This window comes from Microcoleus sp. BR0-C5, from assembly GCF_036705045.1.
Taxonomy (GTDB): Bacteria; Cyanobacteriota; Cyanobacteriia; order Cyanobacteriales; family Microcoleaceae; genus Microcoleus.
In genome coordinates this window covers 39,438-57,018 of the sequence record NZ_JAUBTR010000031.1, presented here as the reverse complement: position 1 = coordinate 57,018, position 17,581 = coordinate 39,438, and the positions used below count along the sequence as shown (strand labels likewise).

Below are 17,581 nucleotides of genomic sequence, written 5' to 3'. Positions count from 1 at the left end.
CTTGGTAATCGACAATCCTCGTTCCCAGGCTCTGCCTGGGGACGCAGATCCGGAGGCTCTGCCTCCAATTTTCCTGGGGTCTTCGAGGCAGAGCCTCTGGATATCGGTTCCCAGGCAGAGCCCGGGAACCAGTTAAATCTGGATATTACCGATCCTCAATTAAGGATAGAAAGCCAATTGTGGCAAACCCAAAGTTTCTTCCCAACCCATCATCAAGTTCATGCACTGGATGCCTTGGCCGGCTTGTCCCTTAATTAAATTGTCGATCGCCGACAGCACAATCACCCTGTCAGTACGCGGATCGACTTCCACACCGATGTAACACAGATTCGTACCGCAAGCCCATTTTGTTTGCGGATAAACTCCAGCAGGTAACACTTTTACCCAAGGAGAATTGCGGTAAAAAGCGCTGAAAATTGTGATTAAATCTTCCCGCACCAAACCCGGATCGCGCAAAGTTGCGTACACAGTCGCCAGAATTCCCCGCACCATCGGAATTAGGTGGGGAGTAAACTGAACTTTAATATCGTGTCCCGCTAAATCGCTGCAAATTTGCTCGATTTCTGGCGTGTGGCGGTGGCGGCCAACGCCGTAAGCCCCCAGAGAACCCTCTGCTTCAGCCAACAAGAGATTAACTTCGGCTTTGCGGCCCCCTCCCGAAGCACCGGATTTGGCGTCGATAATTGCTGTTTCTGGCACGATGAGACCTTGTTTGAGCAAAGGTGCCAGGGCTAATAAACTAGCAGTGACGTAGCAGCCGGCACAGCCTACTAACTGAGCGTCTTTAATTCGATCGCGATACAATTCTGGCAAACCGTAAACAGCCGTTGCAGCTAAAGCAGAGTCCGATCGCTCGCCCCCGTACCAAGCTTTGTAAGTTTCCAGATTTTCAAATCTGTAATCAGCCGACAAATCCAAGACTTTGCAGCCTTTTTCTATCAGCGTCGGTGCCATTTTGCAAGCTAAACCGTTCGGCAGCGACAGAAACACAACTTCGCATTTTGCCGCTATTTGGTCTAGGTCGATCGCCTGGACTGTCAAATCAATGCAGTTAGTCAGATGCGGGTAAAGGCTGGAATAAGGTTTTCCTGCACTGCTATCCCCGCCCAAATAAACTACTTCAGCCGCCGGGTGGTCCGCCAGCAGTCGCACAAGTTGCACGCCGCCGTACCCTGAAGCGCCGATAATTCCTACAGGCACACGTCCAACATCTCCCATTTTCCTTTATCCCCTCAGCCGTTGAAGTCAAAAACGCTTGAACTTTTGCTGCATTGTAGTACCAAACGTCAACTTTGGTGGCAAAGAATTGTGTTGTTTTGTTTTGGAAGTGCATTTTTGTTAATTTTCCGGTATTTGACCCGCCCAAAAACGGAGGTCAGCCCCCGCAGGACCCAAGTTCGCCGCCCCAAATTTTAGACTCCTGTGGAAGAGCCCTGATTCATCTGTAGAGTAAATCTAAAATTCTTCCAATCTAAAATCTAAAATCTAAAATCTAAAATCGACTGACCGATCGCCAAAATCCTAAAATTAACAAACTGATGTGCGATCGTGCTATAAAAAAACTTACCTTAACCCATCCACAAACCGGAGATTAACATTTTTCCCTCTTGCCTCTTGTCTCTTGCTTCCTGTATCCTGCCTCGAACCTCGAAGGTCTTCCCTCGAACGTCTTCCCTCGAACCTCTTCCTTCTTCCTACCTATGGGCATAGTTGTAGAAAACGTATCAAAACAGTTTGGCAGTTTCCAAGCACTCGATCGAGTCAGCTTAGAAATCGAATCCGGTTCCCTAGTCGCATTGCTGGGCCCGTCTGGTTCCGGCAAATCCACCCTGCTGCGACTGATTGCCGGTTTAGAAATGCCCGACTCCGGCAAAATCTGGCTGACAGGGCAAGATGCCACAAATACTAGCGTCCAAGACCGCAAAATAGGGTTCGTGTTTCAGCACTACGCGCTATTCAAGCACATGACAGTGCGAAAAAACATCGCTTTCGGGATGGAAATTCAGAAAACACCGCCCGCGAAAGTCAAATCGCGGGTAGAAGAATTGTTGAATTTAGTGCAATTGGCAGGATTGGGCGATAGATACCCGTCGCAACTTTCAGGAGGCCAGCGGCAGCGGGTGGCCCTCGCCAGAGCCCTGGCTGTGGAACCGAAAGTGTTACTGCTAGACGAACCTTTTGGAGCTCTCGATGCCAAAGTTCGCAAAGACTTGCGTGCTTGGTTGCGGCGACTGCACGACGAAGTTCACGTTACCACAGTCTTTGTGACGCACGATCAAGAAGAAGCGATGGAAGTTGCCGATCGAATTACAGTAATGAATAAAGGTAAAATCGAACAAGTCGGCACACCCGCAGAAATTTACGACCATCCCGCTAGTGCCTTCGTAATGAGTTTTATCGGCCCCGTCAATGTATTGCCCAGCAGTTCAAGAATGTTTCAAGACAACGGCTTTGACTCAGCCAACCCAGAGATTTTCTTGCGCCCTCACGACGTAGTAATTGAAACTACAGAAAATAGTGCAACAGTGCCTGCAAGAATCAGTCGCTTGATTCATTTGGGATGGGAAATTCAGGTAGAATTAACCTTAGATGACGGTCAAGTAGTAAACGCTAATTTGACTAGAGAAAGATTCGATAGCTTGAACTTGCAGCCCCAGCAAAGAGTCTTCGTAAAGCCGAAAGATGCCAAGTCCTTTCCACTTTTTTATTCCATCTAAGGATCGCGAATTAAATAACTTACAATTTTAATTGTTATTGTAGGATGGGCGTCCCGCCCGTCCAAAAAGGACGGGCGGGACGCCCATCCCACAGACTTGTGGAAGTTATTTAATTCTCATTCCTAAGATCGATTCTGAAAACTCAAGCTAAATTTAGATTGGATACTGCCTTTCCAAGGATGTGGCGCGGTGCGGTGTCTCTACAAAAAAAAATCTAGGGACACGGCACCGCGCCGTGTCCCTAATCTTTTATACTGACAACTGTCCGCTGACTACTGCGCGCTGAGTTAGTCTTTAATTTTGCTGACAGCTTTTTTGACTTGTTGCTCAAAGGATGTAGCTTGTGTATTGGAAGGATTTTTCATTTTTTCAATGTCAGCGTCTCCCTGAACTTCGTTAGGCCCTTTGCTGGCTTTTTCTTGAGTTTCTTCCAAAGACATTGGTTTTTTCAGTACAGCTTCTTGAGATTCTTTTTCAATTCCTAAAAGTTGGTCTTCACCTTTGGTGGGGCTGCTAGTAACTGCAAAAGCCGGGAAAGCATTAGAAACAAACATCAAAGCACAAAAACAAACAGCTATTAAAGTGCGGACTAAACGCTTGGCAGGGAAGTTAAAGCTGATAAAAGACATACAAAATTTCTCCGTTTTTAGAAGTTTTGATCGCTAAGATTGTTAACAGGCAGAAGCTCACTCAAATTCTGCACAATCTTTAACTCAAGTTTGAGAAAAGCAACCTTTGCTCTCTTTCAAATTAAGCTAATATATAATATTTAGCTGAAAAAGCTGGGATTTGAAATCCTTCTCAGGGAATATTTCTAGTTGACAGGAGTCGATCGCCCCAAGACATTTATGTAGAAGGCACTTGTGTAGAATCAAAAAAATTCTCTATAAGTGCCTTCGGATGCGCCTCACATAGCGGTATGAATGTCAGTAACTGGTTTTGTCGTGGGGTGGGGGCGGGTTTATTTAGCCTGTTTGCATTGTGAGAGGGCGCTTGAGTGAACCGGCAGAGCGGTTTGTTGAAAATTTTGCAAGATATGAGATGCGCCAGACTATCGACTGACTAATGACTAATAAGTAGGTAAGCGGGATTAAACACAGCTATGTAACAGTATGTAAACAGGGCTAACTTAGCCATGCTTAGGGCATTTGGATACTTTACAATCGTTTACATAATTGTCTTTTACAGCGCCTACCTATTTAACTAATGGCTGCTGCTGTCGCACGGGAACTTGAAATTTTGCTAGATAAGTTTTAATTTCTCCTACACTGAGTTGCCCGTAATGCAGCAGGGAAGCCAGTAGGGCTGCTTCTGCTTTGCCCTGTGTCACGGCTTCGTAGATGTGGTGACAGTTGCCGGCGCCGCCGGAAGCAATGACGGGAATTTCGACCATTTCGGCAATGCTGCGAGTTAATTCCAAATCGTAACCGGCTTGAGTGCCGTCCGAGTCCATGCTTGTCACCAGAATTTCGCCGGCGCCGCGCTGTTCGGCTTCCTTGGCCCAGGCGATCGCATCTTTTCCGGTATTTTCTCGCCCTCCGCGCACGTACACGTCCCAACCAGGATGATCTGCGTCTTGCCGTTTGCGAGCGTCGATCGCCACTACAATGCACTGATTACCAAATCGATCGCTAGCTTTGTCAATTAAACTCGGATCGCGCACCGCCGCCGAATTAATACTCACCTTATCAGCGCCCGCCCTCAACAAACTTTTAATTGTGTCTAAGGATTGGATGCCGCCGCCCACCGTCAAAGGGATAAATACTTGATCGGCCGTGCGGTACACCACATCGATCATAATATTCCGGTCTTCGTGAGTCGCCGTAATGTCCAGAAACACCAACTCGTCAGCACCGGCATCGTTGTAAACCTGAGCCATTTCTACCGGATCGCCAGCATCCTGAAGGTTGACAAAATTGACACCTTTGACCACGCGACCGGCTTTCACATCCAAACAAGGCAAAATTCTTTTCGACAACATAAAATTCTCGTATTTCCAACTTATTGACCGCCGCAGCGAGGAAAAGGCTTTGTTGATATCTTCAAAAACCCGAAGTTAAGCAACAAATCTTAAAGATACCTTGTGTTTAACAATTCTCGATCGGAGCCGGAGAGCCATTTTTCAGTTTTTTTATGCCCCGTTAGTCTAAATAAAATTTGGCGGGCAGTGGGAGCCGTGACATTAGGTAGAATATTGGTAGATAGTTATATTTTCAGCAAAAAAGCACTAAATTTAACTCCCCAGATAGAACTGTGGGGTGAAAAATATGACAATTTCGCTTATGATCGAACCATAACTACCTTTGCTGGCGATCGAATTGTGGTTCGGCAATCCTGTATGGTTTGGTGCATCGACGATCGACTAAACAATTTTAGATTTGAGAACGGCCGATTTGAGGTTTTTTAGCAGCAATCTCAGTCATAAGCCGCGCGGTAAAGTTAAAATTTAAAGTTTAAAACCTCAAACCGGTTGACTTGATGTCGTTTTTAGGGCTGTGGTGACTTTGCAAGCCAATCCACATTTGGTACTTCGTACAGAGAAAAGCGGCAATCGCTACTTGCCGCTCTCCGGCAGCAATTGCTGGACAGTAGGGCGGAGCGATGACAATAATTTTGTACTGACCGATCGCTGGATTTCCCGTAATCACGCGATGTTACAGCAAATGGAGACAGGAGAGTTCTACCTGATCGACTTGGGCAGCCGCAATGGTTCCTTTGTCAACGGGCGGCGGGTCAGTATTCCTGTCACTCTCAGAAATGGCGATCGGATTATTTTCGGTCAAACCGAATTGGACTTCTACAACCCAACCGCCGGCCACCGACACGATCCAATACACGAGACAGACTCTGAAGATTTTACGGCGACTTTGACGGTGCGTAGCCTGATTAGCGTCATGGTAATGGACATCCGAGACTTTACAGTTTTGACTAGGCAGCTAGACGAAACCCTCCTCTCGGAAGTCATCGGCAATTGGTTCCGCAAAGCAGGACAGATCATTCGCGAACACGGCAGTTGGGTGGACAAATACATCGGCGATGCCATCATGGCAGTCTGGTTCCACAAAACCAGCGGTGTCAGCAGCGAGGAAATGATGCGGATTTGCCAAGCTTTGAGCGAACTGCACAAGGCAACAGACGAACTCAGCAGCCGTTACCCCCTGCCTTTTCCTTTGCGAGTCGGGGCCGGCATCAATACCGGTTATGCAATGGTGGGAAATTCTGGCAGCAGCGACCGATCGGACTATACTGCCTTGGGAGATACTGTAAACGCAGCATTTCGCCTGGAATCTTGCACCAAGCAACTCGGCAAGGATATCGCTGTGGGAGAAACTACCTACAAATATCTGACGCAATTGGGGGCCCAGAGCGCTTTCGAGCAGCACACCGTTGCTTTAAAGGGTTACGACCATCCCACCGTGACTTACGGCGGTACTTATGCTGACTTGAACGCTTTTCTCAAAACAAAAGGAAAAAGTTCTTGATAGCTAGAAAAGTGGGTGCGGGGCAAAAATTAACCCCTTAAAATCGCAGTCCGAGTTTTTAATTTGGAGTGCCTTTTATAAACTTGCCTGCGATGCTTAAAAGTCAGCATATATCATATATAACCTGCGTTGTCAATACCCCAATGGAAAGTTTATAACAGCCCTCTACCTATTGCGGATTTATCTGAAAAACTGCATAAGCAAAATGGTAGTCTCTACATAAATGCTGTGTATGAAATTGGGAGACAAAACTTCATGAAACGATTGGGTCGTCTATTGGCAGTATTGGGCTTAGTGCTGGGCTGCTTTGCATGGGCTGGAGACCAAAGCGCGATCGCGGCGTCATTAAGCCGTATCCTCTTGCCATCCTCCTCGCTCCTAGCTGTTGAAGCTCCGGCTAGAACCAATCGCGCTGATGAGAAGCTTGCCACAGAATACGGCAAAAAACTTGATTTGAACAACAGCGCCGTCCGGGACTTTCGGGAATTTCGAGGGTTGTATCCCACTTTAGCTCGACTAATTATTAAGAATGCTCCTTACGAAAATGTTGAGGACGTACTCAATATTTCAGACTTGACGGAAGCTCAGAAAAAAGTGCTGCAAGCTAACATGGACAAATTCACCGTAACTGATGTTGAATCAGTCTTTATTGAAGGAGACAACCGGTTGAATAATGGTCTATACGACTAGGTAGCAGCGGGTCTCATTTGAAGTCAGAAGTCATTGGGCAGAAGGCATTCGGCAGAAAGAAAAGATTTTTTTCTATAGGCTGATGACTTCTGCCTTTAATTTCTCAAGACTTACTTTCAATCACCATTCGGCAAAAGCCGACCCAAATTCGCTAGATTGAAATAAGCGGGTTCCCCTGATTCATCTAAAATCTAAAATCTAAAATCTAAAATCTAAAATCCCTTGACTGACATTAGTTCCAGTCCCCAGATTCATCTGTAGACTCAATTCTCAAATCTAAAATCTAAAATCTAAAATTGACTGGCGGCAGACTTATGACTGACAAATTTGACGTATTGGTAATAGGTGCTGGCGCGGCGGGTTTGTACACAGCACTCTGCCTGCCAGAGCATTTGCACGTGGGCTTGATCAATAAAAATACCCTACCTGTTTCTGCCAGCGATTGGGCTCAAGGAGGGATTGCCGCAGCGATCGCCCCTGAAGATTCCGCAGCGCTGCACGTTCAGGATACACTGGCTGCAGGAGCGGGTCTTTGCGATTTGGAGGCGGTGAAATTTTTAGTCGAGGAAGCTGGTGCTTGCATTGACTCCCTGGTGAAAATGGGAGTTGCATTCGATCGCACCGGCCCAGATTTAGCCCTCACCCTAGAAGCAGCCCACTCCCGCCGCCGAGTGCTCCACGCCGCCGACACTACGGGCAAAGCCGTGATCAGTACGCTGACAGCAAAAGTATTAAGCCGCAAAAACATTCAACTCGTATCCCCTGCCTTTGCTTTGAGTCTGTGGCTAGACAAAAGCGGGCGCTGCCAGGGGATTAGCTCGATTTGTGGCTCACAAGTCAAGTGGCTGCAGGCCAAAGCCGTAGTGCTGGCGACAGGCGGCGGCGGACAGGTTTTTGCTCAAACGACCAATCCGTCGGTAAGTACCGGGGACGGGGTGGCAATTGCGTGGCGCGCCGGGGCGCTGCTGCGAGATTTAGAATTTGTGCAGTTTCACCCGACGGCGCTGAGCACAGCGGGCGCGCCTCGGTTTCTCATTAGCGAAGCGGTGCGGGGAGAAGGAGCTCATTTGGTTGACAGTAAGGGATATCGCTTTGCTTTTGACTCTCACCCAAGCGGGGAACTCGCCCCTAGGGATGTTGTCAGTCGCGCTATTTTCCGCCACTTGCAGAAGACGGGGGAACCTCATGTTTGGCTGGATTTGCGGCCAATTGCGGTCGATCGACTGCGCTACAGGTTTCCCAATATTATTCAAGTGTGCGCTGATTGGGGAATTGATATTTTTTCCGAACCGGTGCCGGTGACGCCTGCGGCGCATTACTGGATGGGAGGAATTGTCGCTGACAAGTTTAACCAAACTTCGATTCCGGGTTTGTACGCGGTGGGAGAAACTGCGAGCACGGGGGTACACGGCGCTAACCGGTTGGCGAGCAATTCGCTGCTGGAATGTCTGGTTTTTGGGGCGCAGATGGGACTTTTGCAGCTAGAAGGTGGAACGCCCAAGGCACTCACAGATGAGTTCGAGGCGGGAGAAATCTGGGAAAAATCGATTTCTGAACAGGACATTGAGGCGATCGAAAGGTTGCGGGTCGAATTGCGGAATTTGGTGTGGCAGAGTGCGGGAATTTGCCGAGGACAACGCGATTTGGAAAGTGCGATCGTCCAACTTGAGATTTGGCGGCAAGAATTTGCTTCGTTGCCTTTGAGTCAAACGCTTGATAATTTACGGCCCGGACAAATTATTGATTTTTCCCCTGCTGAGCCGGAGAATAGCTCAATTTTACGAAATTGGGGAGAAGTGGGGAATTTATTGGATATCGGCTATTTAATTGTCAAAAGTGCTGCGTTTCGCACTGAAAGTCGCGGCGGTCACTACCGGGTGGACTATCCCCTCACCGATCCGGATTGGTGCAGCCATACTTTAATTAACCAATCAAATTGGTACAAATCTCCGCGAATAGAAGATTGAAAATTTATTGAAAATTTGGGGTCAGCGCGTTCCCGTACCGTCACTTTCGGGGCTCCCGTTAGGGGGTGGTTCGTATTGTTGGGGATTTGCCAAGCTAGAGGTTGGTGTAACTGTCCCAACTCTGGGGGTCGATGGCGTCCGGATCTTGCCCGCGCTACGGGCTTTTGTGAAATTGCTAGTTGAGCTGCTCGTAAGTCGAGCCGCATTTGCAGTGCCGACTACATTCACTTGCAGGCAGGCAGCCAGGGTTGCCGTTGTTGTGAGCTGAATCAAAGTACGCATAGTATTCACCGCCTTATTCCAATCACCGCAATAGATCCACGTCTGTACCACCTATTATATCTATCAATTTCCGTATTTACACTGATATCTTTACATTTACTTTAATTAACTTTCGTAAGTTTACATAAATTTTTTTACATTAAGGCTTTTTGGCGATTTGAATTTGGTTTCATGTTGTGATTTATTTTAATATTTTGTAACATTTAGACGAGACGGCAAGTTCCTGTAATAACTTTTATATTTTTATAACTCTATCTAATGACAGATGACAGATTATACATTTTAAATAGTAGGAGTTCAGACTTTAATACATTGGACATTTATTTTTTTGAACGGTTTCAAAAAGCTTACAGGGCTTACAGTTTCAGGATAGAGCTATTTTTCAAAGTTAGCGGCACATCTGACGCCTGAAAATAATATCGCCCTACGACTCAATTAGGGTTTGAGGTTTAAAACTTGCTCAAATTTTGTCCGAAGTATTGAGATTTTAAATTAAAGAATTGAATAATTGAAGAATTAGGAATAAATTATAAAGCTAGTGGTTTAGAGCTTTACTTACGAGAAATAATTGGTTTAAAGCCTCTCGCTTTTAGGGAGAAATTCAAAGAAGACTATTCATTACTCCAATCCTCTTACTTCCAGGTAGAGATCGCTATCCCAGGTCAACTGTCAACTGTCAACTGTCAACTGAAAGTTGCATTATGTTTTTAACTGCTCTTAATTAATAAAAGTGATATTGATTTTTTCCGCGTTCCTTAGCACGATACATCGCAACATCGGCATTCTTAACTAACATCTCTGGCTCGTGACCGTCAATGGGATATAAACTAATGCCAATACTTGTAGTTACAGAAACTGTATGTTCTTCTAAAATAAAAGGCTGCATGATGGCGTCGCAAATTTTTTCCGCTACTTTGGCAGCTTCCTCGCGACCGGGAATGGCGGGCAGAATGACTGTGAACTCGTCGCCGCCCAACCGCGAAATAATATCGCTGCCGCGTAAACATTTTTTGAGCCGACTGGCAACTGTTTTTAAGAGTAAATCACCCACATTGTGTCCGAGAGTGTCGTTGATTGATTTAAATCCATCTAAATCTAAAAACAGTAAAGCTACCAATTCCTGATTGCTGGAGGCTATTTCTAGAGACCGATGCAAGCATTCGTAGAACATCTGGCGGTTGGGCAAACCGGTAAGAGCATCGTGATAAGCTTGGTGGCTGAGCTCAGCATTTTTTTGTTCTAGGGCATTTGCGCGGAGTTGGCGCTCGGTAATATCTCTGATTGCTCCGACTAAAAATAGGTTGCCGGCAGCATCTTTATGCAGGGATCTTTTAGTCGCAATCAGATGCGTAATTCCGTGAGCGTCAGTAAAATATTCTTCATTTTCTCGCGGCTGGTGAGTTTGAAATACTAATTCGTTTTGCTGCCAAAATATCTCGGCTTCGGCTTGGGGAAATAAATCGTAATCGGTTCGGCAAGTTAAAATTTCTAAAGGATAGCCAATAAACCGACAATATGCCTGATTCAAAACTACGCAGCGGTGATTTCGATCTTTGACAAAAATGGGGTCGGGAATTGTATCGATTAGCGATTGTAAAAATTCTTTAGACCGTTTTAATTCTTCTTGCAAGTGAGCCAGATAACCCACAACAGCAGCACCAGAACCCACAAGACTGACGATTGGAGGAATTAACGGTAGCCACCAACCGGCTAAAAAGGCTAAGTATAAACTGGCACTCAGACCGAGAAAGATACTTGACAAACAATAAGCCGATCGACCCAGCGATCGCAAATTCCAACTCACATTTGCTCCCGCCCAAGACCACAGCAAAATCCACATCAACTCCGCAGCCTCTGGCCAGACATTGATACCCCCGCGCCCGTCGAGAGCTGCACTCAAAATTTGGCTCAAAAAATGAGCCTGAAGCTCGACTCCCGGTATTTGCTGGGGAGGACCAAACCAACCGGAACTGTAAGAATTTTGGTAAAAGTCTTTGAGGCTGGGGGCATTGGAGCCGATCAAGACAATGCGCGATCGTACAAAATCAGCAGGTACTTTGCCAGAAAGCACATCGCCCATCGATGCAGTACGAAAACTGCCTCGCGGGCCGCGCAGGTTGGTCAAAATTTGATAGCCACGGCTGTCTGATCGAACGTAAGCACCATCATTCGGTTGAAAAGGCCGAAAAACCCCCTTGCCTAACTGCAAGTATTTAGGATTGACTCTGGCTCGTTGAGGGGAAATCCCTTCGCTTTTGAGGTAAAGCAAAGCCAGTCTGAGTGCGAAACTTTGATGAGTTTTGCCGTCTCCGGGCCAAGCGTAGAGCAAAGTTCGCCGGACTTTTGAGTCAGCGTCGATAACAACGTTGTTGAAACCGATTCGATCGAGCTTGTCAAGTACCGGAGGTGGCCGAACTCCGAACCTGGTTTCGTCTGGCATCAACTCAATGCCGATTAAGTTGGGAATAGTTTTAAAAGTTTGGAGCAATTCGGCGTTACCCGGTTGAGTTGGCAAATCTCGGTAAACGTCGAGGCCGATCGCCCGCGGCTTGCCAGCGTGCAATTTTTGCAGCAATTGAGCCAAGACAGCATCCGAAATTGGGTAGCCGTATTTTTGCAAGTCAGCTTCCTTAATTTCTACAATGACGATGCGCGAGTCAATTGGTTCGGCCGGCCGCCAGCGCACAAAGTGGTCGAAAGCAGCCCATTCCCACACCTGAAAAAATCCTAACCAGCGCATTACAATTACCGTACTAGCAACGGCACTCGCAGTAATCAATACTCGGCGTTCTTGATCGACCCATTTTTTGATAGTTTTTAGCATATTTTGGGGATTTTTGCCTCGCCCTTTGAACATCTAAACTACTACTACATATAGGTTTTACATCTCCGGGGCGATCGGGGGGATTTTAGATTTTAGATTTTAGATTTTAGATTATCCAATTTTTTGGTTTTTGGGTGCAGGCGAGTCGATTTTAGATTTTAGATTATCCAATTTTTTGGTTTTTGGGTGCGATCGGGCAGCAAGAGCAGAAACCGGGTTTCGCAACCAAAATATGTCATTTCAACAATCATTCTGGAAGCAGAAACCCGGTTTCTTGCATTTTTATGTAAAAGCTTTAGTAGTTATTCACCGATCTAAATACTAGAAACCCACAACTTGTTTTAAAATTTTTCTTTCTCACGAATTTTTACTATTTCTTTATAGATTATAGATGCAAATTTTTAGATTGATTTCGCTGCACTGGCAAAGGATAAACTAAGTTAAAAACCAGGCTATTTCCTGCCCATCAATCTAAAATCTGTCATCTATAATCTCCAACTTTTCTGTTAGTTTTGAAAGTTGCGCGGGCCGGTGTAACCCGATAAATCAGCGAGTTTATCCAAAGATTGTGTCCCCGAATAAAACTGACCATTAATCTCCCAAGTCGGGAAACCTTTAACATTCGCAGCAGCAGCTTGGCAAATTTCAGCGCGTGAATTTTGCCCCTTGGGATCGCATTCAAAATAATCAATTATTTTGGCTGCTTCTTTGCCGAACAGCAGTTTTTGGTCGTGGCAGTGGGGACACCAGTAAGCGCCGTACTCTTTAGCACCGATTTGTCGGAGGTGGCGGGCCAAAGCAATTTGTGCCGGGCCGGAGGTTGTAGTGACGGCAGGAGGTACAATTCCGGGGGTAGAGACAGTAGGAGCAGGTGAGTTGACGCTGTTATAAAGTCCCAAGGCACCGATCGAACTCACCATTGCCACTAAAATGCCTGTAAACACCAACTGTCCGATATCTTCCCACTCGCGCCCGACTAGCACCAGGACAAACAGCGACAGTGCAAATAGGGCGGAAGTGATGCAGTAAATGCACAGATCCTGAATTTCAAAAGCCATCAAATACATCAGATAGCTGCTCAAAATTACCATCGCAGCGGTGATGATAAATAGCGCTTGCCAAGTTTTGTTTTCTAGTTGAGAGTGCAGTCCTTTATTGGTGGCGGGATTGACGGCTTTGGGAGCCAATGCCAGGATTGCTATGCTCAGGTAAGCCAGACAGCCTAACAAGCTTAAAGGCACTGTGCCAAAGACTGTAGCGTAGGGACTGTTGAGAACTTTGTCACAGCCGCTGGTGGGACAAATGACCGAGCCAGTCGTGAATTTAGCGATCGTGAGATAGGCCGTTTCTACGACGCCTATGGCTGCGATCGCTGCCATCACAGTTCTCGACCAGCGATGAATCCAAGGGGTTGAACGTCGGCGAATCATTTTTTGATTTGGTAATTGGGAATTGGGAATTGTTGACTGTTGACTGTTGACTGTTAACTGTTAACTGTTAACTGTTAACTGTTGACTGTTGACTGTTGACTGTTAACTAATGATTGTTAACTAATGACTGTTAACTAATGACTACTGCCAACTGCCAACTGCCAACTGCCAACTGCCAACTGCCAACTGCCAACTGCCAACTGCCAACTGCCAACTGCCAACTGACTACTGCCAACAGTCAACAATTCCCATTTTACGTTTTACTTGTGACTTTGCCCGGTTCCGGTGTTTGCCCTCTTGAGCCATTAGCATCTCTATTTTCCTGTTCGCGCTCTTTCTGTGACAAACTGCGGCGGGCAGCTTCTACAAACTGACTGACGCGGATCGGATCGATGGGCTGCTCGATGCGGCCGTTTCGTTTCAGGGAACTCGATACGATTACGCCGTCAGCGGCCTGCATAAGGGTGGAAATGTTTTCCCACGAGGCGCCGCTGCCGATGAAAACTGGAATTCCCGCTGCTGCTGCACTCGCGAGTTCTAAGTCTTCGAGATTGGGAGGGCTACCAGTTGTCCAGCCGGAAAGGATTACGGCGTCGGCTAAAGCTCGCCCGATCGTCTCTTGGACGGCTGTGGTCAAGTTGGGGCTGCCTAGGGGTCGCCCGTGCTTGACTAACACGTCTGCTAATATTTTGACATCGCTGCCCAATTCCCGGCGGTAGCGCAGTAGCTGGTGAGCTTGGCCTTCAATTAAGCCTTGGTCTGTAGCCATGATGCCGTTGAGGACGTTGACGCGGATGAATTGAGCTCCTGTGCAGGAGGCGATGGCGATCGCGCTGTGGGCGTCGTTTCGCAGCACATTAACGCCGATCGGCAGCGTCACGAGATTTGTTAGCCTCTCAACTACCAGAGTCATGGCACTTACCACAGCCGGATCTACGCTGTCTTTGGCAAAAGGAGCGTCGAAAAAGTTCTCGACAATGATACCGTTTGCGCCACCAGAAGCCAGCGCTGTAGCCTCTTGCTCGGCTCTTCCGATAATAGCTTTGAGGTTTCCGCCCCAGCGGGGAGAAGTTGGCAAAGGCTGTAAATGTACGACACCGATTATGGGATTCGGCGTTTTGAATATTTGTTTTAAGTCCACGGATTTTCCTGAAACCACCAAGTTCACTGACTGCTGACGGCGGATGAGTCACGGTATATTCTAGAATTCTATAGCAAATATGCTGAGAACCCCGTGTCTTTAGACCGGGGATGAAAGCTAGAGGCAGGCTTTAGCCTGCAAGTTACCTTACATTGCTTTGCTTGTCGTTGACTCTACAAAATGCTACTCTATTTTGTAGATCCAGGGAAAACGAGCAATGTTAAACCTTAGTTACGAGTACAAATTGAAGCCAACCGCAGAGCAAGCTCAAGAAATTGAGAGGGTTCTAACGGTTTGTCGCAAGGTTTGGAACTACGCTTTGCGGGAACGCAAGGACTGGATCAACTCTCGTAAATGTGCGGTCAATGCTTGCTCGATTTCTAAGGAATACATCATTCCGCTTGATGCAGCTTACCCAAATTATTTCCAGCAAAGCAAATCATTGACAGAAGCAAAAGAGCAAATCCCAGAGCTAAAAACTGTGAACGCTCAAGTACTCCAACAAATCTTAAGACGACTGGAGACAGCTTTTGTGGATATGCAGCGCAAAGGAATGGGTTTCCCAAGGTTTAAAAACCAGTATCGGATGAGGTCGTTTGTATTCCCCCAAATGCTTAAAAATTGCATCCAAGGGAATTCGATTAAGCTTCCCCAACTGGGTCAAGTGGAGTTCATTAAGTCTAGGGAGATACCAGACGGATTTGTAATCAAGCAAGCTCGGATAGTTCGCAAGGCTTCAGGGTATTTTGTCGTGATGTCACTGAGGTGTGATGTTAACGTGCCCGACCCTGTAGCATCGGGAAATCCAATAGGGCTCGATCTTGGTTTGGATCAATTCTTGGCAACATCTGATGGTGAAGTAGTTAAACGTCCCAAGTTTTTGAAGACCAAACATCGCAAGCTGAAATTGCTGCAACGTCGGTTAAAGAACAAGAAAAAAGGGTCTAACAACCGCCACAAGCTAAACAGAAAGATAGCTAGACATCATCAGCATATTGCCGACACCCGCAAAGATTGGCATTTTAAGCAAGCTAATCATATTTGTGACCAGGCCGGAATGGTATTCGTCGAAGATATCGATTTCAGGGTTTGGGCTAAAGGGATGTTTTGCAAGCATACGCTAGATGCTGGGTTTGCCCAATTCGTGTCAATACTGCAATGGGTTTGCTGGAAACGAGGCGTATATTTTGGCAAGGTGAATAAAGATTACACCTCGCAGGTATGCCCTCAATGCGATACGCACACAGGTAAAAAGGAGCTTAAAGAAAGACTCCACCAATGCCCTGAGTGTGGTTACACGACGCATAGAGACGTAGCAGCAGCTCAAGTTATCCGCAATCGCGGATTGTCTGAGGAGGGACGCTTCTTGGACATTAAAGAAAATGCTTGTGGAGACGGTCTGACGGGGACTGGCAACGGTCTAGTTAAGAGTCGCGGAAGCAAGAAGAAGAAAGCTTGAGGGTGTGGCCCCGGCCCACCCTCAAGCAGCCTTTAAGAATCCCCGCGCTGGTCTGCCGGGGAGTACGTCAAATCCACGGGGGCGATTCGGATGACTTGATCGCGCGGTCAGGTCGGTAAAAGCCCGAAGCCATGCCATTTTAGATTTTAGATTTTAGATTTTAGATTTTGCAATTGCCACCTACTACTTACCTGACTCAAAGACGGATAAACAGCTAGAAGACAAAAGTCGCCGACAGCAAAAAATTTTAGACATCACGGATCTGTCCCAGATTCATCTGTGGAGTCAATGCTTTAATCTTTAATCTTTAATCTTTAATCGACTCACTACAATCGGGGTTGAAAGCTTGACTGCAGTTGCATTCTTTTTTATACCTTGGTGTCGGCAGGGGTTTTTCCTTCTCTATCGAGGTTAAGTGGTGGAAGTTGTTCTCATAATTTTGGCTGTCACCGCAGGAGTGGGGGCAGCAATCGAAGTGCTGCTGCGGGTGCTGCTGGGTTTTGGTAATCCCTTGATTTACATTGCCGATGCCGAGTGTGGCTATTTGTTGGCGCCCAACCAGAAGGTGCGTCGCTTGGGCAACCGGATTGAGATTAACGAGTATTCGATGCGTAGCGGAGCGATCGCCCCGGTACCCCCTCCAGAAACTCTGCGCGTCTTGCTGTTGGGAGATTCTGTCGCCAACGGCGGTTGGTGGACACATCAGACAGATACGATCTCGGAAATTATGGCTCGGAATTTGAGACTGCTAGTACAGAATCTGGCGCTCCCTGCACAATTAGGTTCACAAGTCAACTATTCAAATTTTGAAGTTCTCAACGCCTCAGCCAATTCTTGGGGGCCGAGGAATCAACTTGCTTACGCCAAGCGGTTCGGTGTTTTTGGGGCAAAGGCTGTGGTTTTGCTGCTCAATACGGACGATTTGTTTGCATCGGCTCCTTGTGATCTGGTTGTGGGGCGCGATCGATCTTACCCGGATCACAAACCCCGATCGGCTACGCTAGAGTTATTGAGCCGCTACCTGCTACCTGCTGTGCCGACTCGCCAATTGGCAGCACCCGGAGCCACAAGTGGCGATGTAGTAGGCTGCAACTTAGAAGCTATTCGCCAAATCCAGAAAATAGCTGTATCCGCCAACATCGAGTTTTTGCTAGCCGTCACGCCCAAGCGGGGCGAACTCGGCGGCCCGGGCCCTCGCGACTGGGAAGTCAAAGCTAGAGCGCGTCTCGCCGAACTCGTAGAAACAGAGAAAATTACTTACATAGATTTTCTTCCCATTTTCAATTGTGCGGCCGAATTTCCAACTTTGTATCGAGACAGCATTCACCTGAGTCCTCAAGGAAATCAGCTAGTTAGCAAAACCATCCTTCGTCAAATAGTCGCTCTTTTTTGGCATAAATCGTGACTTCAGCTAAAGAGGGATACTTGCCCACGACTTCTGTTGTCGAGAGCAAAAAAGTTTAAACCTTAGTTCAAGCCCCCAGATTCATCTGCAGAGTCAATCGATTTTAGATTTTAGATTTTAGATTTTAGATTAAAGCCTTGACCGCACGGATAAATACGTTCGGCAAGTTTCATCGGATACAGGT

The 17,581-nt window shown here is 46.9% G+C and carries 13 protein-coding genes; 7 read left to right on the top strand and 6 right to left on the bottom strand.

The window, feature by feature from the left end; all coding sequences use genetic code 11:
• Positions 1-159 precede the first annotated feature (159 nt).
• Complete coding sequence (argC, locus tag QUB08_RS16635) at positions 160-1,218, bottom strand: N-acetyl-gamma-glutamyl-phosphate reductase (protein ID WP_333225743.1); 1,059 nt, start codon at positions 1,216-1,218, stop codon at positions 160-162.
• A 482-nt stretch (positions 1,219-1,700) separates the two neighbouring features.
• Here argC and QUB08_RS16630 point away from each other — a divergent pair, with 482 nt between their 5' ends.
• Positions 1,701-2,717, top strand: a complete 1,017-nt coding sequence (locus QUB08_RS16630; protein WP_333225742.1) for a sulfate/molybdate ABC transporter ATP-binding protein — start codon at positions 1,701-1,703, stop codon at positions 2,715-2,717.
• Positions 2,718-3,004: 287 nt separating this feature from the next.
• On the opposite strand, the gene QUB08_RS16625 is transcribed toward QUB08_RS16630, so the two are convergent.
• Both QUB08_RS16625 and hisF read right to left on the bottom strand, forming a co-directional pair.
• Positions 3,005-3,346, bottom strand: coding sequence for a low temperature-induced protein (locus tag QUB08_RS16625; protein WP_333084133.1), 342 nt, complete (start codon positions 3,344-3,346; stop codon positions 3,005-3,007).
• A 566-nt stretch (positions 3,347-3,912) separates the two neighbouring features.
• Positions 3,913-4,698: an imidazole glycerol phosphate synthase subunit HisF gene (gene hisF, locus QUB08_RS16620; RefSeq protein ID WP_333225741.1), complete on the bottom strand. Its 786-nt coding sequence runs from the start codon at positions 4,696-4,698 to the stop codon at positions 3,913-3,915.
• Between the two features lie 195 nt (positions 4,699-4,893).
• Here hisF and QUB08_RS16615 point away from each other — a divergent pair, with 195 nt between their 5' ends.
• The 4 genes from QUB08_RS16615 to nadB all read left to right on the top strand — a co-directional run bounded on the left by QUB08_RS16615 (position 4,894) and on the right by nadB (position 8,856).
• Entirely contained in the window at positions 4,894-5,124 is a 231-nt protein-coding gene (locus QUB08_RS16615; RefSeq protein WP_333225740.1) for a hypothetical protein, read from the top strand.
• Between the two features lie 88 nt (positions 5,125-5,212).
• Positions 5,213-6,199 carry an adenylate/guanylate cyclase domain-containing protein gene (locus tag QUB08_RS16610; protein WP_333225739.1) on the top strand — a complete coding sequence of 329 codons (987 nt, stop codon included), beginning with the start codon at positions 5,213-5,215 and terminating at the stop codon, positions 6,197-6,199.
• A gap of 255 nt (positions 6,200-6,454) precedes the next feature.
• Complete coding sequence (psbU, locus tag QUB08_RS16605) at positions 6,455-6,889, top strand: photosystem II complex extrinsic protein PsbU (protein ID WP_333225738.1); 435 nt, start codon at positions 6,455-6,457, stop codon at positions 6,887-6,889.
• Positions 6,890-7,203: 314 nt separating this feature from the next.
• Positions 7,204-8,856 carry an L-aspartate oxidase gene (gene nadB, locus QUB08_RS16600; RefSeq protein WP_333225737.1) on the top strand — a complete coding sequence of 551 codons (1,653 nt, stop codon included), beginning with the start codon at positions 7,204-7,206 and terminating at the stop codon, positions 8,854-8,856.
• A gap of 1,003 nt (positions 8,857-9,859) precedes the next feature.
• Here the strand turns inward: nadB and QUB08_RS16595 are convergent.
• The 3 genes from QUB08_RS16595 to btpA all read right to left on the bottom strand — a co-directional run bounded on the left by QUB08_RS16595 (position 9,860) and on the right by btpA (position 14,533).
• Entirely contained in the window at positions 9,860-11,995 is a 2,136-nt protein-coding gene (locus tag QUB08_RS16595; RefSeq protein ID WP_333225736.1) for a CHASE2 domain-containing protein, read from the bottom strand.
• 473 nt (positions 11,996-12,468) lie between these two features.
• Entirely contained in the window at positions 12,469-13,392 is a 924-nt protein-coding gene (locus tag QUB08_RS16590) for a vitamin K epoxide reductase family protein (protein ID WP_333225735.1), read from the bottom strand.
• Between the two features lie 253 nt (positions 13,393-13,645).
• A complete protein-coding gene (gene btpA / locus QUB08_RS16585; RefSeq protein WP_333225734.1) occupies positions 13,646-14,533 on the bottom strand; it encodes a photosystem I biogenesis protein BtpA in 888 nt (295 codons plus the stop codon).
• Positions 14,534-14,750: 217 nt separating this feature from the next.
• Between btpA and QUB08_RS16580 the strand changes: the two genes are divergently transcribed.
• Together QUB08_RS16580 and QUB08_RS16575 are read left to right on the top strand one after the other, a co-directional pair.
• Entirely contained in the window at positions 14,751-15,992 is a 1,242-nt protein-coding gene (locus QUB08_RS16580) for a transposase (protein ID WP_333152092.1), read from the top strand.
• Positions 15,993-16,410: 418 nt separating this feature from the next.
• The gene (locus QUB08_RS16575; protein ID WP_333225733.1) at positions 16,411-17,397 is read left to right on the top strand and encodes a GDSL-type esterase/lipase family protein; all 987 of its coding nucleotides are present in this window, start codon (positions 16,411-16,413) and stop codon (positions 17,395-17,397) included.
• Positions 17,398-17,581 lie beyond the last annotated feature (184 nt).